The following is a 23,731-nucleotide window of genomic DNA, read 5'->3' on the forward strand; positions in this document are numbered from 1 at the left end:
CCGTCGATACACGCTTCCCCAGGCGCCAGCAAGCGTTCAGGCCGCCGGCGAGACAGTCCCGACCGCCTGAATCGGGCCTATTTGTTGCCGAACAGGGAATGCCCGACCCGATCTCCGGGGCGAATGCCGTATTTCTGTGCCGTTCCCGCCACCACCTCCAGGACGGCCCGGGCGGGCCCCCGCGACGAGATGATCTTGGTCGAAAGCGGTTCGGTGTTTTCCGCGATGCGCAGGATCCGGCCATCGGCGCGAATGAAGATCATGTCGAGCGAGACATAGGTGTTCTTCATCCACATCGACACTTCCTGCTCGGGATTGAAGTCGAACAGCATGCCTTTGCCGTCCGCCAATTCCTTGCGGTACATCAGCCCGGTCTGCTTCTCCTCCTCCGTGGTCGCCATCTCCACCGAGAATACCTGCACGCCGTTCTTGGTGACGATCTCGAGCGGCTGGAAGCTGGCGGCACGAGCGGGCACGCCAACGACGGCGAAGCCGACAACGACGAGAACGGCGGCAAGCCAGCCCTGGGCAAGGGACCGGGCGACTTTTCGATCAAAGCTCATGGCAGAAAACTCGGCAGGAAATCGGGATGAGACTGACTGGCCTGGCGGCGCGGAACTGCGACATCCTTACGCGGCCACCGCCATAAAAGCCAGAAGCGCGCAGGGCTGGCCCAGCGCGCTTCCGCTCACGAATCCGGGAATTTGAAGCCGCTAGTGCGATTGCAGGCCGGGCGATCCGGTCTCCGGATGGATCTCGGCCGCCATCATGCCCTTGGAGCCCGGCCCGAAGCGGACCAGCACATACTGGCCCGGCCGCAATTCGGTCATGCCGAAGCGACGCAGCGTCTCCATGTGCACGAAGATGTCTGGGGTACCCTCCCCGCAAGTCAGGAAGCCAAAGCCGCGCAGCCGATTGAACCATTTGACCTGGGCCCGCTCGAGCCCGCTGGTCGGGGTCACCGTGACGTGAGTCCGGGGCGGCAGCATCTGCGCGGGGTGGATCGCGGTCGACTCGTCCATCGAGACCACACGGAAGGCCTGGTAGCCCTTGGCGCGCTGGATGCACTCGACGACGATGCGGGCGCCTTCATAGGCAGTTTGGAAGCCGTCGCGCCTAAGCACGGTAACGTGCAGGAGCACGTCGGGCCAGCCATTGTCGGGAACGATGAAGCCGTAGCCCTTTGACGCGTCAAACCATTTGATGACGCCATGAACTTCGACGAGGTTGGCACTACCCTCACCTAACCCGGTGAAGGGACTGAGTGCGCTGTCGCGACCGGCGCCGTGCTCACCCGACGCGGGAACTCCCAGCTTCTTGGACTCAAATCCGTCCGACGACCCCATAACCCCGGACCCCGCAACCGCCATGCAACCCGCCACATTGGCGGTGCTCGAATCACGCGTCTTAAGAGAATGTTCTCACTTCGACGCGACGCGAATCTTTCGACTCAAAAGATAACACTCCCGGTTGCGACGCATAGACAAAAAAGAGATTCGCCGGAACCTATGAACAGCTTGCACAGGCGCGAATCAAATTAACGCCTCAATTGCCGACAAAGGGCCCGAGTGCTTCGCCGATGTCGTGATGGATGACGAGGTCGGCAATGTCGTCCTGCTCGGTCGGTTCGCGATTGATGATCACCAAACGTGCACCTGAATTCTTCGCCATCATCGGAAAGCCCGCCGCCGGCCATACGACGAGCGAGGAACCGATCGCGATGAAGAGATCGCAGGCCTGCGACAACTCGGTCGCGCGCTGCATTTCCTCCTCGGGCATCGCCTGACCGAATGAGATCGTTGCGGTTTTGACCGGCTCGTCGCATGCGGTGCAGTTGGGGGCGCCGTCTGTCTCGAACCGGCGCTTCACCCAGTCGAGCTGGTAGACCTGCCCGCATCCGATGCAGCGCGCGTAAGTAGTATTGCCGTGAAGTTCAATCACGCGGTCGGGGGCAAAGCCCGAGGCCTGGTGCAGATTGTCGATGTTCTGGGTGATGACCGCGGGGATCTTGCCGGCGCGATGCAGCGCTGCCAGCGCGCGATGGCCGCGACCAGGCTTGGCTGCGGCGAAGACCTCCTCCATCGCAAAGCGCCGGCGCCAAGATTCATCGCGTGCCTCCTGGCTGGCGACGAACTGTCGAACTGGATCGGCCGGTTGCGAGTCCAAATTCCGCCCGGCGAGCGGAAATCTGGGATGCCGCATTCGGTCGAGATGCCGGCGCCGGTGAACGGCACGATGATATCAGCGCGCGCGATCATGTCGCCGAGCCGTTCGACGCCGCTCTGAAGGTCCGATGCAATCACCCGCGCCTCCCGATTCAGTTTCGCGCTAGCTGCAACATGTGCAAGCGACAAGATTGTTGACGCTCTTATCCACCACTGCGCAAGTCATGCGCTGTCATTGGCGGCAATTTTTTCCGACCTTTCGCTTATCACAATCCTGCAATGCCTCCTCCCCATTGACGCCCCAATCGGAAGCGCCAATGCATGTGTTGACGCGACTCAACGTGATTGCGGCGGCAGTGCTTGAGTTCAGAAGTGCACACATACTCAGGTGTAGTGGGGATTTGACATGACCGAAGACGAACAACGCAAGATCCGCGAACGCGAAGAGATTGCCGCCCGTGTCGCCGCGTTCCGTGCCACGCAGGAAAAGTTCAAGCGCGAGCGCGAGGAGTATTTCGTCTCGACGCTCGAGAATGCGCGCAAGGTGGAGCGGCCCTCGCTCTGGCCGTGAGAGATCGCGCGGGGATTGCGCGCCTACGAAAAAAGCCCGGAGCATCGTTCCGGGCTTTTCGATTCAAGGGCCGTTACCAGTGACGATAGTAGTAGCGGTGATGCCGATAGTACGGTCCACCATAATAGGCGTACGGGCCCGGGCCGTAGTCATCATAATACACCGGGCCGCCATAATAGCCGTAGCCCGGACCGTAATAGCCGTACGGATGGGACGCGGCGACGGCGCCCGCGGTGATCGCACCGGCGGCGAGACCGAACGCCAGACCCGGGCCGATGCCGCGCGCCTGCGCCGGCGCCGCAACCGCGGTCAGACCAACTGCTGCGACGGTCGCCAGTACTGCGAGTGTCTTCGTCATGATCTCCTCCTTCGCATATTCGGAGGGGACAACGCCGACCGTCCGCAATGGTTCGCGCCGCGTGGAACCGCGATGCGCAGAAAAAATCTCGCCGCAAGGGGAACATTGTCCGGACAGGCGTATTGAACGTGCAAGTGCAGGAGCCTCCGCCATCCGGGTTGAGGTGACAGCACGAAGCCCCGTCAGCATCTCCGCGGTGCTGGCGGGGTTTTCAGTTTCGAACGACAAAAATGGCAGCAGACATGCATCGCTGCCAACGGGGCGGAATCGAGGAGGAGAGATTGCCGCTATCCGCTTTGCTGTCCCGTATCCGCCGGCTTGTTCCCAAGAACCGTGCGGAGCATTACGAGGAGATCGTCCGCAATTTCGGTGTCGGCGCGCTGCGTCCGCCGCCGACGCCGATGAGCGACGGCGAACTCGCCCGCGCCATTGCCGAGTTCCTCAAGAACTCGCCTTCGCCGGAATCGGTTGCGACGCTGGGTCGGCGGCTAGATCCCTCCTCGCGCCTCTGAGGCTGTTGCCTCCGAAGGGAACAAGCCTCCCGCGCGCACGTTGAGGTCGTCTTCCGCACGAGGAGATCCGCCATGCCCGCCTGGCTTGAAGTTCTGCTCAACCTGTCCGGCTATGCCGGCTTTGTGGCGCTTGCGACGAGCGGCGTCGCATGCCCGCAGGACTCCGACGACGACGAAGTCTACGGCAACAAGCGCTAGTTCGCTTGCGGCGGCTGACCCGTGGTGCGCACCGAGATCATGCTCAAACAAGAATCGCGCGGATTGCCTCAGACATCCGCCAGCCATTTCAACGAAGCGCGAAAGCCGAGACTGCGATGGCCGGCGACCAGCACGGTGCCGTACACCTCGGCCCCCTCCTCGCTGAACGTGCCGGAGAAGCCGCTGGTGGCTTCCACGCCGGCGAACAGCGGCCGGACAAGCGGATCGGCGAACGGCGAATGCTGGTTGGTGGCTAGCTCGCCCTTCCAGGTGCCGTTGCCTGAGGTGTAGGACCCGCACGACCAGAAGTAAGGTCCGCCGCCGAGCAGCACGCCATCGCGCAAGATCAACACGCCGCTGTCGCGGCCCTTCACACCGTCGAGCATGTGGATGTGGATCGAGTAGAGCCCGTTCTTCATGGATGCGCCCGCCCTCGCCCGCGACGATAGCGCGGGGCCCTGCGAGCGTCGAGACGGAAACCAGCTTTGTTCCGGCTTCGCCGCCATTTCGTTCTCGGGGAACGAATCGGAATCGACGAAATCGGCGCAACGCAATTCTTAAAGATTCGTTTGCATGCAAACGAGCAACGCGCCACCGCAGACGAACGAGCGCAGCGTGTCTTCCGACAACGCGCGAGAGGACCGTAACGGCGCGACGAGGATGCGGAGCCTCAAACTGACTCGTTTTGACACAGGCCGCGTGCAGCGTTCGGACACGGCGCGACTTGTTCTGCAAACGACTCCATTTCGTTCCCCAAGAACGAATCGGATTCGCAAATGCCAGCGCAGCGCGGTTGCTAACGATCGATGAAGCAAAGCGCCGTCACGTCACCGGCGCCTCTGCGACAACGCTTCACGCCGCCGCGCGCTTGGCGCTGCTCTTCTCGGAGAAGCATTCGAGGATCTGGATGCGGAGCTCTTCGGCAGCCGGTCCCTCGATCTTCCTGAGCTGGTTCCAGAGCCGGATCACTTCGCGCTGTTTCTCAATGGTCATGAGTCACCTCCAAAGCGGATGACTCAACTAGAACAAAATGAGAACAAAGAGTCCAGCCCTCTGACCGGATTTGCTGTGCACGTCGCGTTGAACCTTTTCAGCGCGCCAGAGACCAATCGGAACTGGGGATTTCAGCGCCCAGCCATTATCGCAGCGCCGCCTGACGAACATATTCCGTCACCGCGGCGCTGTTGCTTTTTCGATTTTCAACCTTAAGTTAAACACACCGCTGACGGCCAGGCGCTGAAATCCCATCGCCGTCGGCAAGAGAGCCCCGTGCGCAAGCGCGGGGTTTTTCTTTTTCTCGATGTCGGGAGTGTGCGGGCTGCACTGAACTTTTTCGGTGCTGGCGCGTCTTATTGATGAAGCTCCCCCCAGGCTTCATCCCCACCAGAAAACCCCGCTCCCCCTAGGCGGGGTTTTCCCTTTTTGCCGTCATGATGCGGCTGCCTGCGCGACGACGCAGGCGCCGCCGAATGTCCGGATCAGACGGCGTCCTTGGCCACCTTCAGCGGCGAGGCCTTGACCGACTTGCTCGCAGGCTTCGCCGCGAACTGCATCGGCTCCTTGGTGAAGGGATTGATGCCCATGCGGGCTTCGGTCGCGGGCTTGTTGACCACCGACATCTTCACGAAACCGGGAATAACGAACTCACCGGACTCGTTGAGCTCCTTGTAGCCAACCGTCGCCATGTACTCGATGACCGACTTCACGTCGTTCTTCGCAAGCTGCGTGCCCTCGGCAATCGCATCGATCAATTGAGTCTTGGTCATCTTCGCCATGTCTGGACTTCCTCTGAATTGGGTGCGCGCTGCGATGGTACTTTGTCCGGGGAGCGGTAAAACCAGGCGAGCCGCACGTCGTTCAGGCCTGCCGGCCCTGAAGCAGCCGGGCTTAGAACCCATCGAGGCTGAAAACGCAAGCCGCAGTTCGAGGTCAAGTTCCGCCCTGCGTCCGCCTGATCGCGTGGCCTGCAACGGCGACAAACCGAATTCCACAGCATCCCGAGAGAGTTCTGCCGCTCGGGCGTTCGCGCGCGACTATCTCTGCCGAGCAACGCTAGTGAGATATTTGGCCGGCGGTTTGCCCAGCGCCTTTCTGAACATCGTGATGAAGGCCGTCACCGATTCATAGCCGAGATCGGCCGAGACCTGCTGCACGCTGGCACCTTCGGCAAGCCTGCGGATCGCGACGATCAGATGCAATTGCTGACGCCAGCGGCCGAAGGTCAGTCCCGTCTCCCTGGCGACGAGGCGCGCAAGACTGCTCTCGCTGAGCGCAAGGTGATCGGCCCATTCCGCCAGCGTGCGACGGTCTGCCGGATTGTCCGCCAATGCCGCGGCGATGCGCATCACGCGTCTCTCGCGCGAGAGCGGCAGATGCAATTGCTGCACCGGCATCCGCGGCAGCTCGCCGAGCAGCACGCCGATCAGGCGCTCCCGCCTCACCTCGTCATGCTGCGCGCCATCGGACAATTCGACGATCAGTTCGCGCAGCAACGGCGAGATCGAGATGGTGCAGCAGCGATCGGGCAGACCGACCAGCTCCGCCTCGATGTAGACGAAGAACAGGCGCGCATTCGCGGTGGCGCGATTGGAGTGCGGCATGTTGCCGGGAATCCAGACCGCGCAATGCGGCGGCACCATCCACAGGCCATCGGGAACGCGACAGGTGACGCCGCCTCCGAGTGAGACCACGAGCTGCCCCTTGCGATGGCTGTGGTCGGGCACCTCGCCTTGGGTCCCGTCGGCATCGACGCGCACGGCGATGACCGGCGCGGACCGGTCGTCCACATCCAGGTCCAGCCAGGGGTAACTGAGGGGATAGCGCCGCTTCTGCCTGATCATTGACTGATTTTAGCGATTAATTGGAAGTATATGCAAATTCCTCCTGCGACAAAGCCGGTACTTCTGAGGTCCCCTCAGGAGATGCGACCATGCATGGCTCGATCACTTCTCAAGCCGCCCGTCTGGGCCGACAGGTGCGCACCCAGGCCGGCCTGGTGCGCGGCGACCCGCGCGACGCAAGCGGCGTGCTTGCATTCAGGGGCATTCCCTATGCAGCGCCTCCGGTCGGGCGGCTACGCTGGTGCGCGCCGCAGCCGCCGACGCCGTGGACCGGCGTGCGCGATGCGCTGGCGTTTGGCGCTGCGTGTCTGTCCTCGCTGGCAGACGATTCGCGGCCGGGACCGCGCGCGGAGGATTGCCTCACGCTCAATGTCTGGACCGCCGCGCGAGAGGCCAATGAGAAGCGCCCCGTGATGGTGTGGCTGCACGGCGGCGGCTTTCAGTTCGGCTCCTCCGCCAATCCCGCCACCGACGGCCGACTACTGGCAGCCAAGGGCGTCGTCCTCGTCAGCTGCAACTATCGCTTAGGGATCCTGGGCTTCCTCGCCCATCCCGAGCTCGATGCGGAAGCGCCGTCCGGGAATTACGGCCTGCAGGATCAGCTCGCGGCGCTGCGCTGGGTCCAGGCCAACATCGCGGCGTTCGGCGGCGATCCTGACAACGTCACCTTGTTCGGTGAATCCGCCGGCGCGATGGCGGTCGGCTTTCTGATGGCATCGCCGCTCGCCCATGGGCTGTTTCACAAGGGCATCGCCCAGAGCGGTGCATTCTGGGACGGCCGACACGGGCCGCTGCAAAATCATGAGGAAGCGCGTGCACGCGGCCTCGCGTTTGCGCGCCGGCAGGGAGGTATGTCGATCGCAGCCTTGCGCGCGATGCCGGCCGAGCAATTGAATGCGCAAGCCCCGTGGAGCTTCGCGCGCGACCATGTCACCGAAGCGTTCTCACCGAGCATCGATCATCATGTGGTGCCTGATGCGCCTGCGCGACGCTTCCTGCGCGGCGAACAGATGCACATCCCCCTGCTCTCTGGCTGGAACAGCGCGGAAGAATTCCCCTTCATGTCGCTATCGCTGCCGCATCATCAGGCGCAGGCCTTTCGCACGGCGGCCGAAGCGATGTTCGGCAAGGACCGGATGGCGGATTTTCTGAAACTATATCCCGCCGGCACCGACGCGCTCGCCCAGGCCTCTGCCGCCGCGCTCACGGGCGACATGGTGGTCGGCGAGCAGTGCTGGCAGGCGCTGCGGCTGCAGCGAAGCAGGACGCGCGCACCCGTCTACGGCTACCACTTCAGTTACACCTCGCCCTACACGCCGATCGCCTCGCACGTCACCGAGATCCCCTTCGTGTTCGGCACGCTGACGCCGCAGCGGGTGATCGGCAGCACCGCGCCGCCTGATGAAGCAGACCGCGCCCTGTCGCAGACCATGATGGACTATTGGGTGAATTTTGCGAGGCGCGGCGATCCGAACGCATCAGGCCTGCCGCACTGGCCAGCCTATGACGCGAGCGACATCGTGCAGATCCTCGGCAGCGCGGTCGAAGCCCGCCCCAATCCGCAAGGCGATCGCTTCCGCTTCCTTGGCAGCTTCAGGCAGAACGGTGCTCTGCCGATGCGCTGGCGGCGTGACGCGGGCAACTGAAAGCGGGCCGCCGCTTGGTCCCCGGCGGAGTTTTCCACACGAGGCCTCACCTCGTCGTGATCTTTGCAATTCGATGGACGTTGTTCAGACTCTGGTAACCTAACGCCGCCACTCTCCATGCAGTCTCGTTGCGTTGGAGTACCCCGAAAGTGCTGAATTTTGACGAGCTGCGTGAACTCGCAGCCGATGTTCGTGTGTTTGTCGATGTCGCCGAGGACAAGGCCGAGGCGCTCAGATCAGTGATCGCGGCCTATGATGTCGTGCTGGCGATCTTCCCGTCCGGAGACGGCATGGGCATCCATGTCGTCAAGGGCAAGGAGATCCTGGACAAGATCGCGAAGTCACGCACCCAGGCGATCTACAGCCATACGGCGATCGCAGTTCCCGATCTCGAACATGCCGAAGTGCTGAAATATTTGACCGTGCCCACCGAGCAGCGGATCGCGGCCTGATCGGCCAACGCGGGCACATTGAGCGATCGCCCTCGCGGCCGGTCGCCCCTCAGTGCCCCCACACGGCGATCGCGACGGCGATCCCGATAAAGCCGAGGCCGATGACGACGGGCGCAAACTCGGCGGCGTCGTCCACGCCGCACAATTTGGCGATGACGGTGCCGACTGCGCTCAGGACGATCTCGAAGATGAAGCCGAGCAAGGCGTCAAGCATGGCCGCTCACCCGGCCTTGCCGTGCTTCATGTCATGCACCGCATCGCCGATGACGCCTCCGACGACCAGCGCAGCGAAGACAGGCCATCCTGCAGACGCGACCAGGATGGTCCCGAGATGCGCGTCCCCGCCCGGCTGCCTATAGGCATCAAAGCCGGCAAAGAAGACGACCGCAACCAGGCAGCTCAAGACATATCGTTTGAAACAGCTCACGGCGAAAGACCTCGTTTTTCGGGCATTCGTCGCCGCGAGCTCCGTGCCGGTTCATCAGGCCGGCTCAGCTCCCGTTAAGGGCAGGCTATCGCAGATGGGTTTCACTGGTGTCCGCGGTCTTGCTCCCGCCTCTCCCGCTTGCGGGAGAGGCCGACGCGCCCCGGGCGATGCGAAGCATCGTCCCGTGCGCGGCGGGTGAGGGTTCTCTCCTCACAGGGACATTCTCCGCAATCCCTAGGCAATCCCGACGCGGAGACACCCCCACCCCAGCCCTCCCCCGCAAGCGCAGGGCTATCGCATATGGCCGAACAGGGCGAGGAGGAAGGTGTCGTCCCAGCCGGCGCGCTTGATTTTCCGGCGTATGGAGGTGGGACCAGGACAAGATCGAAGGATGTTGAGCGCGAGTCTGCGCAGGATGGCGAGGTTCTCGGGAGCATGATCCATTCTCGCCCGGTTGCCGTCTTCGTCGAAGTGGACGTCGAGCACCCAATGCAACTGGTTCTCGATCGTCCAATGACTGCGCGTGACCGACAGCAGCCGCCTGGCGGACATGGGCTTGGAGAGCAGGTAATAGCGCACGACCGGCGGCTCGGCGCGATTGCCCTGCAATTGCCTGCGCGAGGTGACGCGGCCGATCGCAACGACGCCAGGGAAGCTGTGGACGGCAGCCAGACTGGTATTGCGCATGATGGTTGCCCGGCGCGCTTCGCGCCGGTCGTGGGTGGAGGGTTCGACCGTTTTGGTGGCCCTACGCTCGCCGGACCGAGCAAACTGCCCGACCACGGCCTTGAACAGCGGTCCACGGTTGGCCTTGATTGCCAGCACATAGTCGCCGCCGCGATCGAGCACCGTCTTTGCCATCGCGCGATGGCAATGCAGCGCATCGGCCGTGACGATGCAGCCTTCAAGAGACAGCAGCGCCAATACCTCCAATGCCCCCTTGGTCTCGTTGCGGCCGGGGGCCTTCTGCTGGGCAAGAGACATTCGCGCCTCCACCGCAAAGACGTTGACCAGGTGCAGAGGCTCGTAGCGCGAACCACGCTCGAAGGCGCCCCGCAGCGCCTTGCCGTCGACCGCGACCACTCCGGTGAGATTGAGCCGGTTAGCCTTGGCAAACGCCGCCATGAAACGCCGGAACGCAGCTTCGAACGCTTCCGGCTCGAGCAAACGGAACACGCGGCTGAAGGTGTCGTGACTGGGAATCCCGTGCGTCAGGCGCAGAAACAGTCGCAGCAGGTCTTCCTTGGCCTCTCCAAACTCCGCCATGTCCGAGCAGGTCTCTGCTCCGCACAGCACCGCAGCCAAGGCGATAACCAGCACCTCCAGCAGATCGTGCCGTGCGTTCGCCGCGCGCGGGTCCGACAACCGCCGAAAAGCCTTCTTGAACTTCCCCATCCGACTCCCTCCGCGTTGTGGGAGTCGTTCTCAGAATCCACCTTGTCAAACAATGCAATAGAGGCCGCAAATCCATATGCGATTCCCCTGCCCGCAAGCGGGAGAGGGAGCCCACTGTCAATGCCGCAACATGGTCCGCACCATATGCGATAGCCCTTCCCGTTGAGGGGGGACCGCGCATAGCGCAAACGAGGTCGGCGCGATTGATGCCGGCCGGCCCGACCACACCGCCGAGCCATTTGCTTTGTGACGACGGTCACAGCGGCCGGCGAGCGCGTGGCGTACGTCTGCGATCACAGGTGCAAGGGGAGCACGCTCCCCGTCGACGGCGGAATGGTCCGCCGTCCGATCTCATGAGGAGCAGACCATGCAGAACAGTGATCATGCGAAGCCGGGAATGATCGAGCTGACGGATGCCGAGCTCGATACGATCGTCGGTGGCAATTGGCTGGGCGACGCCTTCCGCGCCATCGGCAACGCCATCGTCCATGCTGTCGAGTGGGTCGGCGGCATCATCGCCGGCGGCTTGCGGGGTGGCCCAGGCTGTTTCCCCGGCCCGTTCGGCTCGGGGGGCGGACCGGGTCTGCCGCCGCTCTGACGACCATCGTTCCAGACGTCGCCGCGAAAGTTGGAGGCCGCCTCAATGGGCGGCCTCTTTCATTCGCGATCCGCATGCGCGCGTCAGCACGCGCGAGCAAATCGATTTTGGGGCCACACTAAGGTTCGCCGATCCTGCCTGGCCAGTTTCCATCCCCCGGATCCTTGCTCGCGAAATGGCATCCAGCCGCAACCACGACCAGCGCGAAGTTCACGCCAAACAGAATTCGCAGGACCTGACTCATGTCCGTGCTCACGTACCGGACATCGTGCCGGGAGACGTAGCGTACCGGATGTGCGGCATCGGGCTCATGAGGAGAGATGGTCACGAGCGCAAGCCAGGCGACCGTGCCGCAAAGCGCCGCAATCCACGTCATCCGTCCAAGCCGTCGCAGCCAGCGCTTCATGCCGATCTCGTTATGGCGGGAGCTTGCCTCGCTCTGTCGATTGGCGTCCCACAATTGCAGACTTCTCAGCCTGGCGAACGCCGCCGACAACGACAAGGCCGACAGGCTCTGGATCACCGCATTCACGGGCGCCAGCCATGTGACTTAGTCGCGCGGCGTTGGCAGGGGTTCAGGCGGCGATCCCCGAGCGCCGGCTTTCCGCGCCGCCGGCCCGTTCACGGAAGATCAAGCTTCTTGCCCTAGTCTAGAGCGCTGCCTGGGGATCATCAGCGGGGGCTTGATGAGTGAGGGAGAACAACGCAACGACAGGCGTGTCGCGTTCGAGCGGCCCATCGACGCGCGCGTCATGGCGATCGACGGCACCTGGCAACGCGCCTGCAAGATCCACGACGTCTCCGAGCTGGGGGCGAAGCTGGTGATCGACGGCGCGGTGACGGATATCGGCCAGAAGGAATTTTTCCTGGTGCTGTCCCCCACCGGCCTCGCCTACCGGCATTGCGAGCTCGCCTGGATCAATGGCGAGTTCATCGGCGTTCAGTTCATCAATCGCGGCAGAGCCGCAAAGCGAGCGCGCCGCGGCGAAACGCTGGTGAAGTGATTGCCCCCTCATCCTGAGGGCCCGCCTGAGGCGGGCCTCTCGAAGGATGTACGGCGGCTCGGCAAGGCTGCCGGAACCGCGACAGGGATCAGCCGCCCGGCGGCTTGTAAGCCCCGCGCAGCTTGACGGCATTCTGCCGCACCTGCTTGATCTCGTCCTGAGTGAACAGGCGCGTCAGCTTCACGTTCTGCAGCGCACCTGTGGCGACGGTCAGCCCCGAAATCGCCGGTGCTACGCTCGGATCGGGCACGTCGAAGATCACGAGAACGCCGGGCCCGTCGGCAGCAACGCTGTACATCGACACCAGCTTTCCACCGGCGGCTTCGATCACCTTTGCTGCCGCTTCCTGGCGATTGGTCGTGGGGTTTTCCAGGATCGCATTGAGAGCACGCGGCGTGTATTGCCCTGTGAAACAGAAATGCATGGCTGATTTCCTTCTGAAATCATGGAAAATCTCGCCGCGACGAGCTGGTCGTCACGACAGTGGGCTGCGAAAAAAATATGAAGGTCTTGCCCGCCGTGGGCATAAAGGCCGCCGGTAACCGACGAGATTTCGGCACACCTCGTTGGCGGCTCGTCCTGACGATACATCAGCCGGACCAGGTATGAAAGATGCTTTCGCGTGCAGCCGCTGCAAGCGCGTCGGATCGGTTGAGCTCTCGCGAAACCCATCTCTTCTCGATCGCGGCTGGTGGAGAAGCTGGGGTATGTGATGGCGCTGGTGCGGGAGCGAGCCTGACTCGCCCGCATCACGCTGTGAGGCATTCCACTTCAATTCGTTGTGGTCTTGCCGCCGCGCATGGACACGAGCTTGTCCTCACGAAATCGGAGAATGAGCCAAGCGGTCTCATCGAAACCGTGTGCGAGCTTTCCCTCGTGAGAATAGACGATCTGAGCAGCCTTCGACTTCGACGGCGGTCCCAACGCGGTGATGACTTCCTGACGCGACATACCTAAGCGCAGCTTGCTGTCGACGGCGACAGGCGAGAACTGTTCCGGGATGATGGCGCAGTCGGTCGAGGTCCCCTCGTCTTTGTCGGTGAGCTCTTCGACGATTTCCGTGACGCGATGATCCGGGCCGCCCATCTCTCCGCTGGAGACCACCCATATTAGATGCTGCGCGCGCCGATAACACAGCCAATAGATGCTACCTGCAGCGTCACCCCGGTGTTGGATGGTCCCTTCGCCAACGGCTTCACGGACCGCGGCGAGCCGCGTCTCCTCGAAGCGGCCAACGAATGCGCCGAGCGAAAACCGGGTCGCCAATCTCTTCACGACCGTCGACGGCACGTGCTCGAACGCATGTTCGTCGAGTGGCGGCGGCGGTATCTGCGCGGAGCAGTCGGTCGCGGGGATCGCGAAAAGGAGAAGCAGCGCCAAGAGCGTCTTTGTCCTGATCATGCAGCTTAGTCGCATTGGCTCGACGAGGGTTCAGGCGGCTTTCACCATTCACTGCGAGGTCTTGATGCAGCCTTTGGCTTTCATCCAGGTGGCCGCAAGGTTCGCCCAGTCGGAGACTGGAATTGGCGTGACGGTGCTGGACTGCACCTGCCGAATATCTCAAGATCGTTTCAGTGTCGGTGCACCGGATCGTCCGGAAACCAGCGCGCGTTACGTGCACCGCAATAAAATTTGAGAAACGCCAGGGAAGAACGATGCAGCGAAAAAGAAATGTGGCGCTTGATGGTGCCATGGCTTGCCTGGCCCTTGTCGCGATCATCATGGTCGTTGCGATCTCGCCGGCAAACGCCGACGATTCAGCCAACATATCACCTGCGCTCAAATGCGCTGACTTGACCGGCTGGACGATGCCGGGATCGACGGCATCTGTCACCAAGGCCGAAGAGGTGCCGGAGGCGCCGCCGGGGACCGTGCAGCCATCGCCGCCGGCGCCGGCCACCGTATCGGTGGCGCTGCCGCCGAACTGCCGCGCCGATGGCGTGATCGATCAGCGCCTCGGGGTCGAGGGCAAACCTTACGCGATCGGCTTTGCCGTCGCCCTGCCCGATCGCTGGAACGGCCGGTTCTTGTTTCAGGGCGGCGGCGGTTTGAACGGCTCGATCCGGCCGCCGCTGGGTTACCAGGCGGCCGGCGAGGTGCCGGCGCTGGCGCGCGGCTTTGCCGTGGTCTCGACCGATAGCGGTCATCAGGGCGCAGTGTTCGACGCCTCGTTCCTGAAGGACCAGGAAGCCGCGCTCAACTTCGCCAATGCATCCGTCGGCAAGGTGACTGACGCCGCCAAGGCGATCGTCGCGCATTACTATGGCCAGCCCGCAAAACGTTCTTATTTCACGGGGTGCTCGACCGGGGGCCGCGAAGGCATGCTGGCCTCGGCGCGCTATCCCGAACAATTCGACGGCATCGTCGCCGGCGCGCCTGCGATGCGCACCGGCAATTCCAATATCGGTCTCGCCTGGGCCAACGCTGCCTTCAGCCAGATCGCGCCGAAAGATGCGTCCGGCAAGCCGGAGCCCGCCAAAACTTTTTCCGCTGATGAGCGCAAGCTGATTGCGAACGCGATCCTCGATGCCTGCGACGCCAAGGACGGCGTCAAGGATGGCCTGATCTTCGACGCTAAGGCCTGTCAATTCGATCCCGCGGTGCTCACCTGCAAGGGCGACAGCAAGGAATCCTGCCTGGCGCCGCCGCAGGTCGATGCCCTCAGGAAAGCTTTTGCCGGACCGAAGAATTCACGCGGCGCGCAGGTCTACCCGCCCTTCCCGTGGGACAGCGGCGTGGCAGCCGAAGGCGTTGCCATTCCCGGCATCCTCACGACAGGCGCGCGCAGTCCGGTCGGACCGCCTGTTTGGGAAAGCATCGACGTCGATCAACTCGAAGACCGGGTCAACGCGAGCGGGTTGGAACGGCTCACCAACACCGCCTACTGGACCAACCTGTCGAGCTATTTCGGCCATGGCGGCAAGCTGCTGTTTTACCACGGTGTGAGCGATCCCTGGTTCTCGGCAAACGACACCGTGAATTATTACGAGCGCATGGCGGCGGATTCCGGTGGCATGGAGATGGTGCGGGAGAAATCGAGCCGGGCCTTCCTGGTGCCCGGCATGGGTCACTGCTCGAGCGGCGCAACGCTCGATCATTTCGACCTCCTCAGCGCGGTCGTGAGCTGGGTGGAAGACGGCAAGGCACCCGATGCGGTGGTCGCGACGGGACCAGCCTTCCCCGGCCGCAGTCGGCCGCTTTGCGCCTATCCGCAACATGCGCAGTACAAGGGCCAAGGCGATCCGGAGAGCGCCGCGAGTTTTGAGTGCAAGTAGCAGACATTTGAACGGTCAATGCGAACCGTAGAACGCGATGCCAGGGATTGGCGCACGTGGCAGCACCATGACAATGCGAGCAAGCTCTCACCGGAGCGTGTTCAGAACATCGCGCATCGAACTACGGTGACAGTCGAGTACACTCAATTCGGACTTATCCTGCGATCGATTTTGCTCGACACATGCCGATGACAACATCTGCTCTCGCCACGTTTTCAGCCGAAACGGTTTTGCAGTTGCGCAGGTAGTATGTCGCACTGACAAAGTGACTTACGTAACCGGTAACAGTGACTCTCGAATAGACCGAATTCTTTGCAAACAGGCCGGAGAACGTACCTACGCTGGGTATACTGGAAGTTGGTTGAACGGCATCCAGGACCGTAAAGCTTCCCGGAGCAAGGCCAAACGCGCGCGCCTTGCTTTGCATGAAGCGCCAGAGGATCTCAGCCAGTTGGGAAGAATCCACAGATTGCTTTATCTGTCCGAGGCCGATCGCAAGCTCTTCGTGAGTTGACGGATTAGTGAAAGCGAGCACATCGCTGTCCGATTGATCAATCCAACCAACCGGAAGTGTGATGGACAGCATGTCGTTCTCAAGGTGGATCGACACAGATGCTCCTTTGGCCAATTGCGGTTACGGTGACAGCGCACTCAATTCATCCTGCAGCAACTTCGAATAGTGCGTAACCGCCCGGTGAGGACCACGGCGACGCCGAGCCAGACGATTAAGCCGTTACGCGAGAAACGCACCGAAGTCAGGTGCTTCGCGCAACTGCCGGAAGCTTGTTGGTTCAGGAGGCACCGCGTCGTCGTTAGACAACCCAAGGCGCCACCAACCGACATCGCGCCACGCGCCAAGCTTAAAGCCGACGTCCTTGTAGATGCCGATCGCTCTGAAGCCGACAGCCTCATGTAAACCTATGCTTGCGTCATTAGGCAGGGCGATGCCCGCAAACGCCCCGCGGAATCCTTGGGCGCGCAGCATTGCGATCAAGCCGCCATAGAGCCGCCGACCCACGCCCCTTCCGCGCGCCGTCTCGGCGACGTATGCGCTGACATCGACGGACCATCGATAGGCCGCCCGCTGCCGATGTTCGCTGGCATAGGCGTAGCCCAACACCTCGTCTTCCGCCGTGGCGACGAGCCATGGATATTGCTGTTGAATAGATTCGATGCGCCCGGCCATGATCTCGGCCGACGGCGGCTCGATCTCGAACGATATGAACGTGTCGCGCACGATCGGCGCATAGATTGCGGCGATCTGCGCCGAGTCACATCGTTCGGCCGGGCGTAGATTGATCTTGGGAGGTTTCATGCCCATCAATACCAAGCTGCATTTCCGCTGGTAGCTTGTAGGATGGGTTGAGCTCTTGCGAAACCCATCTCTTCTCGATCGCGGCACTCCGCAAGCTCGAAATACCCCATCAGGAACGACAGCTTCCGCTCCGCCAGATTGACGGTGAAGATGCTCCACCCGGAATGAAGTTGCGGCGGTTCGCGGTTATGCGCGATGTTATCGCGCTGCAAGAGAGATGGGTTTCGCAAGAGCTCAACCCATCCTACGGGCTGTCACCGTAATTGAAGGCCCGGCGACGGCGGCAGAGGAGAAGTAGCCCGACTAAAGCAAAAAAGCCCGACCGTTTGACGCGGCCGGGCTAAGTCTGGACTGGAACAGTCGTTCAGACGATCAGTACTTTGCGACGACCGGGCCGCCGAACTTGTAGTTCACACCGATCTTGGCGATCGAGAGCTTGTTCTTGACATCGACATTGGCGGTCGACGGCGCACCCGCCAGCCCGCTGAAATCCATCGCAATGCTCTTCTTGTCGAAGTCGATATAGTTGTACTCGATGAAGGCGCTCCAGTTATGATCGAAGGCGTATTCGGCGCCGAGCCCGAGCAACCAACCGACATTCGTGCTGTCCGCGCTCACCGAGAGCACACCGGGCACACTGAGCGTGTTGTTGGTGTGCATCCAAGCTGCACCGCCCTTCGCGTAGACCAGCGTACGATCAGCGACGACGCCGCCGATGCGGCCCGTGACAGTCGCCAGCCAGTCGCTCTTCGCGCTGCACGACAGAGCGCCGAGGCACGGCGCGGTGCCCTTCACGTCCATCCCGGTGATGTCCCCCTGGACGCCAAACACGGCCCAGCCGCTCTGCCAGTTGTAGCCAAACTGGCCACCACCCAGGAAGCCGCTACGGTCGTTCTGGCTCAGGACCACGCCGGCGGGAAGTCCTGGGACCGCGCCTGTGAAGGAGGTCACGGTGGATTCCGTCGTCCCCCAGCCGGCGCCGACATGACCACCGAGATAGAATCCGGTCCACGACCACACGGCGGCGGGAGCGTACGGGGCCTTGACGGCCAGGTCGGCAGCGAAGCTCAGACTGGTGGACGCAAGAAGGAGTGCAGCGGCGGCGAGTTTTGTTTTCATAATTTCACTTCCAAAATTTCCGGCCAACGGCCATTCACCCCCGGGTTGTACGGGCCGTGGAACCGAGGCGCCTAGTGCACGGCAGCAACACCTTCGTTGTTTCGTCACAACTCACACCAAAATTGCAGCGACACTTCTCAACGCGCGCACACACTCAATGAACAGCGCGCGCGATGGCGACAATGACAGCGTAAGTTTGCGCAAGCACGCGGCTTATCACGTCAAGAATGCGTCTGCTGCGTCTTGCTTCTCGCTGCTGAATCGTTGAACGAGACAACGCATCGCGACCACGGCCGCGGCAGCATCGAATCTCGCGATGGCAGGAAGAAGTGGCACCACTGCCGATCGCGTCATCGCAGAAGCGCGATGACGTCGATGCTGCAAGGCCTAGGGTTCGCCGATCCTGCCCGGCCAATTGCCATCGGCGACGTCCTTGCTCGCGAAATGGCATCCGGCCGCAACCGCGACCAGCGTAAAATTGACGCCAACTCTTAGGATGGGTTGAGCGCTTGCGAAACCCATCTTTTCTCGATCACAGCTCTTCGTAAGCCCGAGATAGCCCGCCGGCTACGGCAGCTTCCGCTTCGCCAGATTGACGGTGACGAAGCTTCCACCTGCAGCGAAGTTGCGAGGGTCCGCGGTCAAGTTGCAACGTTACTCCGCAACAAGAGCGATGAGTTCGCAAGAACTCAACCCTTCCCACAGGCTCTCGCGAGCAGAAGCGGCCCGACGGAAGCTTGTCCGCCAGGCCCTGCCGGATCAGGCGGCGGTGGAAGCTGTCTTGTTAATGCCCTTGCGCAACGCAACGGTATTGAGCTTGGTGTTCGCCGCCTTCTCTTCATTCAGGTTCGTGGTCAGGAAGCGCACGATATCGTCGTGGCCGAACTCCTCTGCCCAGGCGATCAAGGTGCCGTAGCGACATATCTCGTAGTGCTCGACAGCCTGCGCGTTGGCAACGATCGCCGCATCCAGCACCGCCTTGTCCTCGATCTCGCCGGCCGTCTCGTCGGCCTCCTTGATGAGCCCGTCGATGGCTGGGCATTGAGTGCCGCTTGGCGATTGGCCGAGTCTCTCGAAGACCTTTTCGAGACGCTCGATCTGCTTGTTGGTCTCCTCGAGATGGTTCTTGAGGCCCGTGGTCAGATCGCGGTTGGTCGCCTTCTCGATCATTTTCGGCAAGGCTTTGGTGATCTGCTGCTCGGCGTAATAGATATCCTGCAAGCCATGCAGCAGCAGGTCATCCATCGTTTTGATGTCTTCGTGAATAGTCCCATGACGTCGCTCCTCGAATTCAAACCGACGGAACGGCGGCGACAGGGCTCTGTTCCTCGCTGTTGCCGCTGCGGTGATCGCTCGCGCTCGTCATTGCCACCATCCTGACTTGCGGTGTTGGTCCATGTTTGTCTGATTTGCTCCGCCAGCCGCCTCACGCACATTTGCCCCCGCCCCCTGCCCCTGCTCCACGTTTCCTGCTATCTCTCCCCCGCCGTTCCGGCCCAAAGCAAAACCCTCCGAATACCCAAAGGGAGCAAGAACCATGCGTTATCTCCACACCATGCTGCGCGTGCGCAATCTCGATGTCGCGCTGAAGTTTTACCAGGATGCGCTGGGGCTGAAGGAGGTGCGGCGGATCGAGAACGACAAGGGGCGGTTCACGCTGGTGTTCCTGTGCTCGGCGGATGATCTCGACGCGCTGAAGGATCAGCCCAAGACGCGCGGCGCGCCGCTGGTCGAGCTCACCTACAATTGGGACGAGGAGAAATATGGCGAGGACCGCTTCTTCGGCCATCTCGCCTATGAGGTCGACGACATCTACGCCACTTGCGAGAAGCTGATGAAGGCCGGCGTCACCATCAACCGGCCGCCGCGCGACGGCAACATGGCCTTCGTGCGCTCGCCCGATCTGCACTCGATCGAGCTGTTGCAGAAGGGCGAGCCGAAGCCGCCGCAGGAGCCGTGGGCCTCGATGCCCAACACCGGCCACTGGTAACGGCCGCGCCACAGGAACCAGCCCTCGTCGCCGGTGTTGTCCCTCCAACAAGACAATAGGAGGAGGACGCGATGGGACGCGGGATTTTGCTGTGGCTGCTGGGTGTGCCGATCCCGGTGATCATTCTGCTGTGGCTGTTCTTCGGCCACTGACGTCAGCGCAAACGCATTTTGCGTTTGTTGCGCGACTGGTTGCTCTGCAATGAAAGCTCCGCCCTCGGGCGGAGCTTTTTGCATGAGGGGCGCGCGGCAATCGGCGTCGCTGCTTGGCGCAAATTCCGTTATGACCCACGGCAAATAAACGCCGCGGGAGACGCATCATGCCTGACACACAGCTGACGATCTGGGGCCGTGCCAATTCGGTCAACGTGCAGAAGGTGCTGTGGTGCCTTGCGGAGCTGGGCTTGCCCTACCAGCGCATCGATGCCGGCATGGCTTTCGGCAAGACCCGCGAGCCCGGCTATCTCGCCATGAACCCCAATGCGCGCGTGCCGACGCTGGTCGAGGGCGACTTCGCGCTGTGGGAGTCCAACTCGATCATGCGGTATCTCTGCTTGGCGCATGGGCGCGGCACGCCTGTTTATCCCGAGGCGCCAAAGCTGCGCGCCGGCGTCGACCGCTGGCTCGACTGGACGCTGTCGATGGTGCAGCCGGTCGACCGCCCGGTGTTCTGGGGCATCGTGCGCACGCCGCCCGCCGAGCGCGACATGGTCAAGGTGCAACAGGATGCCGATGCCGCCGCCGAGGTCTGGGCGATCGCCGATCACCATCTCGCCTCACGCCGCTTCATGGAGGGCGATCAGTTCACGCTCGCCGACATTGCTGTTGGCGCTTATGCGCGGCGCTGGCTCGGCGTCGAGGGCATCACCCGGCCGGCGCAGCCCAATTTGACGCGGTGGCTCGCCGAGCTCGGCAAGCGGCCCGGATTTGCTCAGCACGTGGCCCCGCCGATGTCGTGAGCCGCGGCGGCTGCGCGCAAGGTTCGGAAAGATCGCGCGGAATCGCGGTTGCCGGGCAAATCGGCCCGCGCCTGCCGGCTACTGTGCATGGGGTTGTTTTCGCGTTTTGCTGCGGCGGCCTAGTGCCAGGCGCGCTCGACCGTCACGACGATGGCGATCAGCGCCAGCGTGACCCCAATGATGGCAAGCTTTGCGATCCAGGACAGCCTGCGGCCGACCCACCAGATCATGACGAGATACATCAGCGCTGGAATGAGCAGGTCGAGCCGCGACAGGTCCGGCGACATGCCGCAAGCCTCTCAGCGCCGGACCGCAGTGCCGACGCTGACCGAGCCGCCGATCTTGACGCAGGTGCTGGTGGCCTCGACCCAATAGAAGCCGCGGCCATAGGAGGCGCAGCTGTTGGCTTTCGCCGTTCCGGTGGTGCCCTTCAGCGGCAGGGCCTTGCCGGCTTGCGGCTCTCCGGCCGGCGGCAGGCGCAAGGTCTCGGCCCGGGCTGCCGAGGTCAGTGCGAGAGGGACGAGAACGAGAATGGCGGCACGCATGCCGCCTTGTAGCCCGGACCCGGGCTCAGCGCCATCAGGACGGCCTGGACGTCAGAGGAACCGGACGCCCGCGGACTTGCCGCGGCGCCAGACCACCTGGCAGCTTCGCCCGGTCCGCGCGTCCCGCGCAAAGGCCATCCGGATCACCCCCGGCAGCTGGCCTGCATCCTCGTCCATGGTGATCTTCGCGCCTGAGGCCGAGATGTCCTGGACCAGGCAATGCCGCGCCGCGAATCCGCCCTCGAGCGTGATCCAGGCGTGCTGCGACAGCAGTTTGCGGGCTGCGCGCTTCTTGGGCTGTGGCATAGACGAAACATCTCCTGCCCCAGCGCTAGCGCAGGGAACCCTAAGAAACCGTTGAATTTACCGTCCGAACAGTCCCGGGGTGGGCTATCCACCGCCGCCCAAAGAGCGTTCCGGAACGGCTTGCCCACGGGCCCAAAGGCCACTATACGTTCGCCCGCTGCAAGCCGCCGGGCACGACTCGGACCGGCCAGCGGGCCTGTCGCCACAGGCGGCTCGGCCTTGCGTTTGCTCCCTTCGTCTATCGGTTAGGACGCCACCCTTTCACGGTGGAGAGAGCGGTTCGATTCCGCTAGGGAGCGCCAAGCAGTGCTCACATCCCTCACCGCTCGCCCTCGAAGCTGCCGCGTCATCCCGGCATGAACCTCCACGGCCCTTGCCTTCGACCAATGTCCGAAGGCAGCCGCATCGCCAGCCACAATGGCGTTACGCCCTTGAAGGACTTGGGGCCCATGGAGCAGCGCAAATCCACCACGGACGACCAGTCCGGCACCCCGTCGGCGATGACCACGCTCCCCACCTGGATGCAGCGCACGACGCCATATGCGCCGGACCGGCGCGCCAGGATGCTGGACCACATGGCGCGCGCCCGATCGGTGCCGCAGCATCAGCCAGCAGTGGCACCGTTGCCGGCGCGAAAGAGCGGCCCGGACATCCTCGGTGATCTCTTCGGCTATATCGTCCTGTTCGGCGCGATCGCCATTCTCTCCGCTTCGCGCATTCCCCTCTATCTCGGCGCGTTTCTCTTCCTGGCCGACGACGAGCGCATCGAAAGCGCCTTTGCAGCGGTCGGCGTCCGGTTCGAGCCCGATACGGTTGGGCCCGACCTCATCAAAGGCTTCCCGTCGTGGTTCGGATGGATCGCCCTGCTCGCGTCCTTGCGAACCTCCGCGCCCGTCTGGCTTGCATCGCTGCTGCCGCCGTCGCAGTCGTGGGGCGACATCGCCAGCGTGGCCCTTGCGCTCTCCGTGGTCGAAGCGCTCGGATCGCTTGCGATACGACGTGCGCGGCTGCGGTTCGGATGGGGCGGCCGGCTCGACAGCCTGACCTTGACGACGATCAAATTCGTGATCGCGATCGGCGCGCTGCTGCTGGTGGTGCTGCTCGGCACTGTTTGAGGATCTCGTCCGATCCGGGCGAGGCCAAAATGGCCGGGGCGGTCGCAATGACGCCGTTGTGAACGTCCGCGCCCGATGACCGGGATGTTTTGTCGCACTCCCCGGCGCACTACCGCCCCGCTCATTTACCGGAAATTTACCCCTCCTCCTGAGCCGCGGTATCATTTGCTTAGAATTTGATTGCTACGTGGAATTACGGAAACAATCAGAAACACGATTTGGCGCCCATGTCCGTCGCGGAGTTCCTCAGGCAGCGAGCAGTGGAAGTGAGCGTGACGGGCAGCTATTCGCTGCACCGCTGGTACGATTGTGAGGGCAAGCTGCGAAACTTCGCCTGCCGCACCAAGCGCGTCTCGCCGTTCCGTATGATCGTGGACGTGCCGGTCGTCGGCAAGATCGGCGAGCGCGTGACCTCCTATTTCCAGGACTTCGGCGAATTCGAATGCACCATCAGCGCGACGATGAAGTCGGGTTTCCTGATGGAGCTCGACATGACGCGGGCGCGCCGCGCCTGGATGTCGGAAAAGCTGACCTGGCTCGAAAAGAAACAGAAAGACGACAGCATCAAGGACCTGCGGCGCGACGCGCGCTTCGTCCCGCAGGCCTCGCACAGCGTCCTGACCCTCGCCGACGGCAGCAGCTATCCCTGCTTCATCATCGACGTCTCCACGGCCGGCGTCGCCATCTCCTGCGAATGCGATCCGGCGATCGGGACCCCGCTTGCCGTCGGTGCCTGCGTTGGACGCGTCATCCGCAAGTTCGACAACGGCTTTGCGGTCAAATTCGCCGAAAAACAGGAGCGGGACGATCTCGTCCGGCTGGTCATACGCCAGGCCGTGCCGCAATCGGCCTGAGGCCGGGCCGGACCAATCCGACGGCGGCCTGAAACGGGCTGCGGCCCGTCTCGCCTCCACGCTGCCCTATCGCGGCCCCATTGCAGGA

34 protein-coding genes, 1 tRNA gene and 2 pseudogenes are annotated in these 23,731 nt (G+C 62.8%); 16 read left to right on the forward strand and 21 right to left on the reverse strand.

Translation table 11 applies throughout. The annotated features are described in order from the left end of the window. Window positions 1-77: 77 nt before the first annotated feature. The 3 genes and pseudogenes from XH89_RS20545 to XH89_RS20555 all read right to left on the reverse strand — a co-directional run bounded on the left by XH89_RS20545 (window position 78) and on the right by XH89_RS20555 (window position 2,234). On the reverse strand, window positions 78-563 hold the full coding sequence (locus tag XH89_RS20545) for a DUF192 domain-containing protein (protein ID WP_194462264.1): 486 nt from the start codon (window positions 561-563) through the stop codon (window positions 78-80). A 150-nt stretch (window positions 564-713) separates the two neighbouring features. Continuing rightward, window positions 714-1,346: a cold-shock protein gene (locus XH89_RS20550; protein WP_194468557.1), complete on the reverse strand. Its 633-nt coding sequence runs from the start codon at window positions 1,344-1,346 to the stop codon at window positions 714-716. A gap of 199 nt (window positions 1,347-1,545) precedes the next feature. Next, a pseudogene (locus XH89_RS20555) lies at window positions 1,546-2,234 on the reverse strand (NAD-dependent protein deacetylase). 337 nt (window positions 2,235-2,571) lie between these two features. Between XH89_RS20555 and XH89_RS20560 the strand changes: the two are divergent. Continuing rightward, window positions 2,572-2,736 carry a hypothetical protein gene (locus XH89_RS20560; RefSeq protein WP_164933808.1) on the forward strand — a complete coding sequence of 55 codons (165 nt, stop codon included), beginning with the start codon at window positions 2,572-2,574 and terminating at the stop codon, window positions 2,734-2,736. A gap of 73 nt (window positions 2,737-2,809) precedes the next feature. Here XH89_RS20560 and XH89_RS20565 read toward each other — a convergent pair whose 3' ends face one another. Then, the gene (locus XH89_RS20565) at window positions 2,810-3,094 is read right to left on the reverse strand and encodes a hypothetical protein (protein ID WP_194462265.1); all 285 of its coding nucleotides are present in this window, start codon (window positions 3,092-3,094) and stop codon (window positions 2,810-2,812) included. A 281-nt stretch (window positions 3,095-3,375) separates the two neighbouring features. Between XH89_RS20565 and XH89_RS20570 the strand changes: the two genes are divergently transcribed. Continuing rightward, window positions 3,376-3,606 (forward strand): hypothetical protein, encoded by a 231-nt coding sequence (locus XH89_RS20570; RefSeq protein ID WP_194462266.1) that lies wholly within the window; start codon window positions 3,376-3,378, stop codon window positions 3,604-3,606. A gap of 72 nt (window positions 3,607-3,678) precedes the next feature. Beyond that, window positions 3,679-3,804 (forward strand): hypothetical protein, encoded by a 126-nt coding sequence (locus XH89_RS41880; protein ID WP_256439973.1) that lies wholly within the window; start codon window positions 3,679-3,681, stop codon window positions 3,802-3,804. A gap of 68 nt (window positions 3,805-3,872) precedes the next feature. On the opposite strand, the gene XH89_RS20575 is transcribed toward XH89_RS41880, so the two are convergent. The 4 genes from XH89_RS20575 to XH89_RS20590 form a co-directional block, all read right to left on the reverse strand. Next, window positions 3,873-4,223, reverse strand: coding sequence for a GrlR family regulatory protein (locus XH89_RS20575; protein ID WP_194462267.1), 351 nt, complete (start codon window positions 4,221-4,223; stop codon window positions 3,873-3,875). Window positions 4,224-4,656: 433 nt separating this feature from the next. Continuing rightward, complete coding sequence (locus XH89_RS20580) at window positions 4,657-4,797, reverse strand: hypothetical protein (protein ID WP_194462268.1); 141 nt, start codon at window positions 4,795-4,797, stop codon at window positions 4,657-4,659. A 485-nt stretch (window positions 4,798-5,282) separates the two neighbouring features. Continuing rightward, window positions 5,283-5,579, reverse strand: coding sequence for an HU family DNA-binding protein (locus XH89_RS20585; protein ID WP_057754729.1), 297 nt, complete (start codon window positions 5,577-5,579; stop codon window positions 5,283-5,285). A 258-nt stretch (window positions 5,580-5,837) separates the two neighbouring features. Continuing rightward, window positions 5,838-6,644, reverse strand: a complete 807-nt coding sequence (locus tag XH89_RS20590) for a helix-turn-helix domain-containing protein (RefSeq protein ID WP_194462269.1) — start codon at window positions 6,642-6,644, stop codon at window positions 5,838-5,840. An 89-nt stretch (window positions 6,645-6,733) separates the two neighbouring features. Here XH89_RS20590 and XH89_RS20595 point away from each other — a divergent pair, with 89 nt between their 5' ends. Next, window positions 6,734-8,290, forward strand: coding sequence for a carboxylesterase/lipase family protein (locus tag XH89_RS20595; RefSeq protein ID WP_194462270.1), 1,557 nt, complete (start codon window positions 6,734-6,736; stop codon window positions 8,288-8,290). A gap of 149 nt (window positions 8,291-8,439) precedes the next feature. Next, window positions 8,440-8,742: a hypothetical protein gene (locus XH89_RS20600; protein ID WP_194462271.1), complete on the forward strand. Its 303-nt coding sequence runs from the start codon at window positions 8,440-8,442 to the stop codon at window positions 8,740-8,742. A gap of 49 nt (window positions 8,743-8,791) precedes the next feature. Here XH89_RS20600 and XH89_RS20605 read toward each other — a convergent pair whose 3' ends face one another. The 3 genes from XH89_RS20605 to XH89_RS20615 all read right to left on the reverse strand — a co-directional run bounded on the left by XH89_RS20605 (window position 8,792) and on the right by XH89_RS20615 (window position 10,564). Beyond that, window positions 8,792-8,956 carry a hypothetical protein gene (locus tag XH89_RS20605; RefSeq protein ID WP_194462272.1) on the reverse strand — a complete coding sequence of 55 codons (165 nt, stop codon included), beginning with the start codon at window positions 8,954-8,956 and terminating at the stop codon, window positions 8,792-8,794. Window positions 8,957-8,962: 6 nt separating this feature from the next. Continuing rightward, the gene (locus tag XH89_RS20610) at window positions 8,963-9,169 is read right to left on the reverse strand and encodes a hypothetical protein (RefSeq protein ID WP_194462273.1); all 207 of its coding nucleotides are present in this window, start codon (window positions 9,167-9,169) and stop codon (window positions 8,963-8,965) included. Window positions 9,170-9,460: 291 nt separating this feature from the next. After that, window positions 9,461-10,564 (reverse strand): ISAs1 family transposase, encoded by a 1,104-nt coding sequence (locus XH89_RS20615; RefSeq protein ID WP_194462274.1) that lies wholly within the window; start codon window positions 10,562-10,564, stop codon window positions 9,461-9,463. A 367-nt stretch (window positions 10,565-10,931) separates the two neighbouring features. On the opposite strand from XH89_RS20615, the gene XH89_RS20620 reads away from it, so the two are divergent. Beyond that, the gene (locus XH89_RS20620) at window positions 10,932-11,162 is read left to right on the forward strand and encodes a ComC/BlpC family peptide pheromone/bacteriocin (RefSeq protein ID WP_194462275.1); all 231 of its coding nucleotides are present in this window, start codon (window positions 10,932-10,934) and stop codon (window positions 11,160-11,162) included. 118 nt (window positions 11,163-11,280) lie between these two features. Here XH89_RS20620 and XH89_RS20625 read toward each other — a convergent pair whose 3' ends face one another. Then, window positions 11,281-11,694, reverse strand: coding sequence for a hypothetical protein (locus tag XH89_RS20625; protein ID WP_246767572.1), 414 nt, complete (start codon window positions 11,692-11,694; stop codon window positions 11,281-11,283). 151 nt (window positions 11,695-11,845) lie between these two features. On the opposite strand from XH89_RS20625, the gene XH89_RS20630 reads away from it, so the two are divergent. Further along, on the forward strand, window positions 11,846-12,166 hold the full coding sequence (locus XH89_RS20630) for a PilZ domain-containing protein (protein ID WP_194462276.1): 321 nt from the start codon (window positions 11,846-11,848) through the stop codon (window positions 12,164-12,166). An 88-nt stretch (window positions 12,167-12,254) separates the two neighbouring features. Here XH89_RS20630 and XH89_RS20635 read toward each other — a convergent pair whose 3' ends face one another. Then, complete coding sequence (locus XH89_RS20635) at window positions 12,255-12,590, reverse strand: GYD domain-containing protein (protein ID WP_194462277.1); 336 nt, start codon at window positions 12,588-12,590, stop codon at window positions 12,255-12,257. Window positions 12,591-12,937: 347 nt separating this feature from the next. Further along, entirely contained in the window at window positions 12,938-13,567 is a 630-nt protein-coding gene (locus XH89_RS20640) for a hypothetical protein (RefSeq protein ID WP_194462278.1), read from the reverse strand. Window positions 13,568-13,631: 64 nt separating this feature from the next. Here XH89_RS20640 and XH89_RS20645 point away from each other — a divergent pair, with 64 nt between their 5' ends. The 3 genes and pseudogenes from XH89_RS20645 (at window position 13,632) to XH89_RS42120 (ending at window position 15,441) form a co-directional block, all read left to right on the forward strand. Beyond that, on the forward strand, window positions 13,632-13,802 hold the full coding sequence (locus XH89_RS20645; protein ID WP_194462279.1) for a hypothetical protein: 171 nt from the start codon (window positions 13,632-13,634) through the stop codon (window positions 13,800-13,802). Window positions 13,803-13,974: 172 nt separating this feature from the next. Next, window positions 13,975-14,856, forward strand: a pseudogene (locus tag XH89_RS42115) (tannase/feruloyl esterase family alpha/beta hydrolase); the annotation flags it as partial. 45 nt (window positions 14,857-14,901) lie between these two features. Beyond that, entirely contained in the window at window positions 14,902-15,441 is a 540-nt protein-coding gene (locus XH89_RS42120; RefSeq protein WP_371825234.1) for a tannase/feruloyl esterase family alpha/beta hydrolase, read from the forward strand. A 154-nt stretch (window positions 15,442-15,595) separates the two neighbouring features. On the opposite strand, the gene XH89_RS20655 is transcribed toward XH89_RS42120, so the two are convergent. The 3 genes from XH89_RS20655 to XH89_RS20665 all read right to left on the reverse strand — a co-directional run bounded on the left by XH89_RS20655 (window position 15,596) and on the right by XH89_RS20665 (window position 17,875). Continuing rightward, window positions 15,596-16,027, reverse strand: a complete 432-nt coding sequence (locus XH89_RS20655; protein WP_194462281.1) for a hypothetical protein — start codon at window positions 16,025-16,027, stop codon at window positions 15,596-15,598. A 147-nt stretch (window positions 16,028-16,174) separates the two neighbouring features. Further along, entirely contained in the window at window positions 16,175-16,756 is a 582-nt protein-coding gene (locus tag XH89_RS20660; protein WP_194462282.1) for an arsinothricin resistance N-acetyltransferase ArsN1 family B, read from the reverse strand. A gap of 372 nt (window positions 16,757-17,128) precedes the next feature. Further along, complete coding sequence (locus XH89_RS20665) at window positions 17,129-17,875, reverse strand: outer membrane protein (protein ID WP_194462283.1); 747 nt, start codon at window positions 17,873-17,875, stop codon at window positions 17,129-17,131. A 366-nt stretch (window positions 17,876-18,241) separates the two neighbouring features. Here XH89_RS20665 and XH89_RS41885 point away from each other — a divergent pair, with 366 nt between their 5' ends. Continuing rightward, complete coding sequence (locus XH89_RS41885) at window positions 18,242-18,370, forward strand: hypothetical protein (RefSeq protein ID WP_256439974.1); 129 nt, start codon at window positions 18,242-18,244, stop codon at window positions 18,368-18,370. A 264-nt stretch (window positions 18,371-18,634) separates the two neighbouring features. Here XH89_RS41885 and XH89_RS20670 read toward each other — a convergent pair whose 3' ends face one another. Further along, window positions 18,635-19,120 carry a ferritin-like domain-containing protein gene (locus XH89_RS20670; protein WP_194462284.1) on the reverse strand — a complete coding sequence of 162 codons (486 nt, stop codon included), beginning with the start codon at window positions 19,118-19,120 and terminating at the stop codon, window positions 18,635-18,637. A gap of 292 nt (window positions 19,121-19,412) precedes the next feature. Here XH89_RS20670 and XH89_RS20675 point away from each other — a divergent pair, with 292 nt between their 5' ends. Both XH89_RS20675 and XH89_RS20680 read left to right on the forward strand, forming a co-directional pair. Continuing rightward, a complete protein-coding gene (locus XH89_RS20675; protein ID WP_194462285.1) occupies window positions 19,413-19,865 on the forward strand; it encodes a VOC family protein in 453 nt (150 codons plus the stop codon). 319 nt (window positions 19,866-20,184) lie between these two features. Next, window positions 20,185-20,823 (forward strand): glutathione S-transferase family protein, encoded by a 639-nt coding sequence (locus XH89_RS20680; protein WP_194462286.1) that lies wholly within the window; start codon window positions 20,185-20,187, stop codon window positions 20,821-20,823. A 119-nt stretch (window positions 20,824-20,942) separates the two neighbouring features. Here the strand turns inward: XH89_RS20680 and XH89_RS20685 are convergent, their stop codons facing one another. Genes XH89_RS20685 through XH89_RS20695 form a run of 3 tightly spaced genes read right to left on the reverse strand, consistent with a single transcriptional unit; the run spans window position 20,943 to window position 21,674 of the window. Further along, on the reverse strand, window positions 20,943-21,110 hold the full coding sequence (locus XH89_RS20685) for a hypothetical protein (RefSeq protein ID WP_194462287.1): 168 nt from the start codon (window positions 21,108-21,110) through the stop codon (window positions 20,943-20,945). Window positions 21,111-21,122: 12 nt separating this feature from the next. Next, window positions 21,123-21,368 (reverse strand): hypothetical protein, encoded by a 246-nt coding sequence (locus tag XH89_RS20690; protein ID WP_194462288.1) that lies wholly within the window; start codon window positions 21,366-21,368, stop codon window positions 21,123-21,125. Window positions 21,369-21,419: 51 nt separating this feature from the next. Continuing rightward, on the reverse strand, window positions 21,420-21,674 hold the full coding sequence (locus XH89_RS20695) for a PilZ domain-containing protein (protein ID WP_194462289.1): 255 nt from the start codon (window positions 21,672-21,674) through the stop codon (window positions 21,420-21,422). Window positions 21,675-21,901: 227 nt separating this feature from the next. Here XH89_RS20695 and XH89_RS20700 point away from each other — a divergent pair. The 3 genes from XH89_RS20700 to XH89_RS20710 all read left to right on the forward strand — a co-directional run bounded on the left by XH89_RS20700 (window position 21,902) and on the right by XH89_RS20710 (window position 23,643). Further along, window positions 21,902-21,976, forward strand: a tRNA-Glu gene (locus tag XH89_RS20700). A 147-nt stretch (window positions 21,977-22,123) separates the two neighbouring features. Further along, window positions 22,124-22,789, forward strand: coding sequence for a hypothetical protein (locus XH89_RS20705; RefSeq protein WP_194462290.1), 666 nt, complete (start codon window positions 22,124-22,126; stop codon window positions 22,787-22,789). Between the two features lie 227 nt (window positions 22,790-23,016). Continuing rightward, window positions 23,017-23,643 carry a PilZ domain-containing protein gene (locus XH89_RS20710; RefSeq protein WP_194462291.1) on the forward strand — a complete coding sequence of 209 codons (627 nt, stop codon included), beginning with the start codon at window positions 23,017-23,019 and terminating at the stop codon, window positions 23,641-23,643. Window positions 23,644-23,731: the final 88 nt, after the last annotated feature.

Source organism: Bradyrhizobium sp. CCBAU 53340, assembly GCF_015291645.1.
Classification (GTDB): domain Bacteria; phylum Pseudomonadota; class Alphaproteobacteria; order Rhizobiales; family Xanthobacteraceae; genus Bradyrhizobium.

Coding starts and splice junctions, on each gene's coding strand:
- XH89_RS20560 (WP_164933808.1), top strand. CDS start 2,572: ATGACCGAAGACGAACAACGCAAGATCCGCGAACGCGAAGAGATTGCC.
- XH89_RS20665 (WP_194462283.1), bottom strand. CDS start 17,875: ATGAAAACAAAACTCGCCGCCGCTGCACTCCTTCTTGCGTCCACCAGT.
- XH89_RS20565 (WP_194462265.1), bottom strand. CDS start 3,094: ATGACGAAGACACTCGCAGTACTGGCGACCGTCGCAGCAGTTGGTCTG.
- XH89_RS20705 (WP_194462290.1), top strand. CDS start 22,124: ATGGAGCAGCGCAAATCCACCACGGACGACCAGTCCGGCACCCCGTCG.
- XH89_RS20585 (WP_057754729.1), bottom strand. CDS start 5,579: ATGGCGAAGATGACCAAGACTCAATTGATCGATGCGATTGCCGAGGGC.
- XH89_RS20580 (WP_194462268.1), bottom strand. CDS start 4,797: ATGACCATTGAGAAACAGCGCGAAGTGATCCGGCTCTGGAACCAGCTC.
- XH89_RS41880 (WP_256439973.1), top strand. CDS start 3,679: ATGCCCGCCTGGCTTGAAGTTCTGCTCAACCTGTCCGGCTATGCCGGC.
- XH89_RS20605 (WP_194462272.1), bottom strand. CDS start 8,956: ATGCTTGACGCCTTGCTCGGCTTCATCTTCGAGATCGTCCTGAGCGCA.
- XH89_RS20545 (WP_194462264.1), bottom strand. CDS start 563: ATGAGCTTTGATCGAAAAGTCGCCCGGTCCCTTGCCCAGGGCTGGCTT.
- XH89_RS20680 (WP_194462286.1), top strand. CDS start 20,185: ATGCCTGACACACAGCTGACGATCTGGGGCCGTGCCAATTCGGTCAAC.
- XH89_RS20645 (WP_194462279.1), top strand. CDS start 13,632: ATGCAGCCTTTGGCTTTCATCCAGGTGGCCGCAAGGTTCGCCCAGTCG.
- XH89_RS20640 (WP_194462278.1), bottom strand. CDS start 13,567: ATGATCAGGACAAAGACGCTCTTGGCGCTGCTTCTCCTTTTCGCGATC.
- XH89_RS20660 (WP_194462282.1), bottom strand. CDS start 16,756: ATGAAACCTCCCAAGATCAATCTACGCCCGGCCGAACGATGTGACTCG.
- XH89_RS20620 (WP_194462275.1), top strand. CDS start 10,932: ATGCAGAACAGTGATCATGCGAAGCCGGGAATGATCGAGCTGACGGAT.
- XH89_RS20710 (WP_194462291.1), top strand. CDS start 23,017: ATGTCCGTCGCGGAGTTCCTCAGGCAGCGAGCAGTGGAAGTGAGCGTG.
- XH89_RS20590 (WP_194462269.1), bottom strand. CDS start 6,644: ATGATCAGGCAGAAGCGGCGCTATCCCCTCAGTTACCCCTGGCTGGAC.
- XH89_RS20550 (WP_194468557.1), bottom strand. CDS start 1,346: ATGGGGTCGTCGGACGGATTTGAGTCCAAGAAGCTGGGAGTTCCCGCG.
- XH89_RS20690 (WP_194462288.1), bottom strand. CDS start 21,368: ATGCGTGCCGCCATTCTCGTTCTCGTCCCTCTCGCACTGACCTCGGCA.
- XH89_RS20670 (WP_194462284.1), bottom strand. CDS start 19,120: ATGGATGACCTGCTGCTGCATGGCTTGCAGGATATCTATTACGCCGAG.
- XH89_RS20575 (WP_194462267.1), bottom strand. CDS start 4,223: ATGAAGAACGGGCTCTACTCGATCCACATCCACATGCTCGACGGTGTG.
- XH89_RS20635 (WP_194462277.1), bottom strand. CDS start 12,590: ATGCATTTCTGTTTCACAGGGCAATACACGCCGCGTGCTCTCAATGCG.
- XH89_RS20595 (WP_194462270.1), top strand. CDS start 6,734: ATGCATGGCTCGATCACTTCTCAAGCCGCCCGTCTGGGCCGACAGGTG.
- XH89_RS20655 (WP_194462281.1), bottom strand. CDS start 16,027: ATGCTGTCCATCACACTTCCGGTTGGTTGGATTGATCAATCGGACAGC.
- XH89_RS20675 (WP_194462285.1), top strand. CDS start 19,413: ATGCGTTATCTCCACACCATGCTGCGCGTGCGCAATCTCGATGTCGCG.
- XH89_RS20615 (WP_194462274.1), bottom strand. CDS start 10,564: ATGGGGAAGTTCAAGAAGGCTTTTCGGCGGTTGTCGGACCCGCGCGCG.
- XH89_RS41885 (WP_256439974.1), top strand. CDS start 18,242: ATGACGTCGATGCTGCAAGGCCTAGGGTTCGCCGATCCTGCCCGGCCA.
- XH89_RS20685 (WP_194462287.1), bottom strand. CDS start 21,110: ATGTCGCCGGACCTGTCGCGGCTCGACCTGCTCATTCCAGCGCTGATG.
- XH89_RS20695 (WP_194462289.1), bottom strand. CDS start 21,674: ATGCCACAGCCCAAGAAGCGCGCAGCCCGCAAACTGCTGTCGCAGCAC.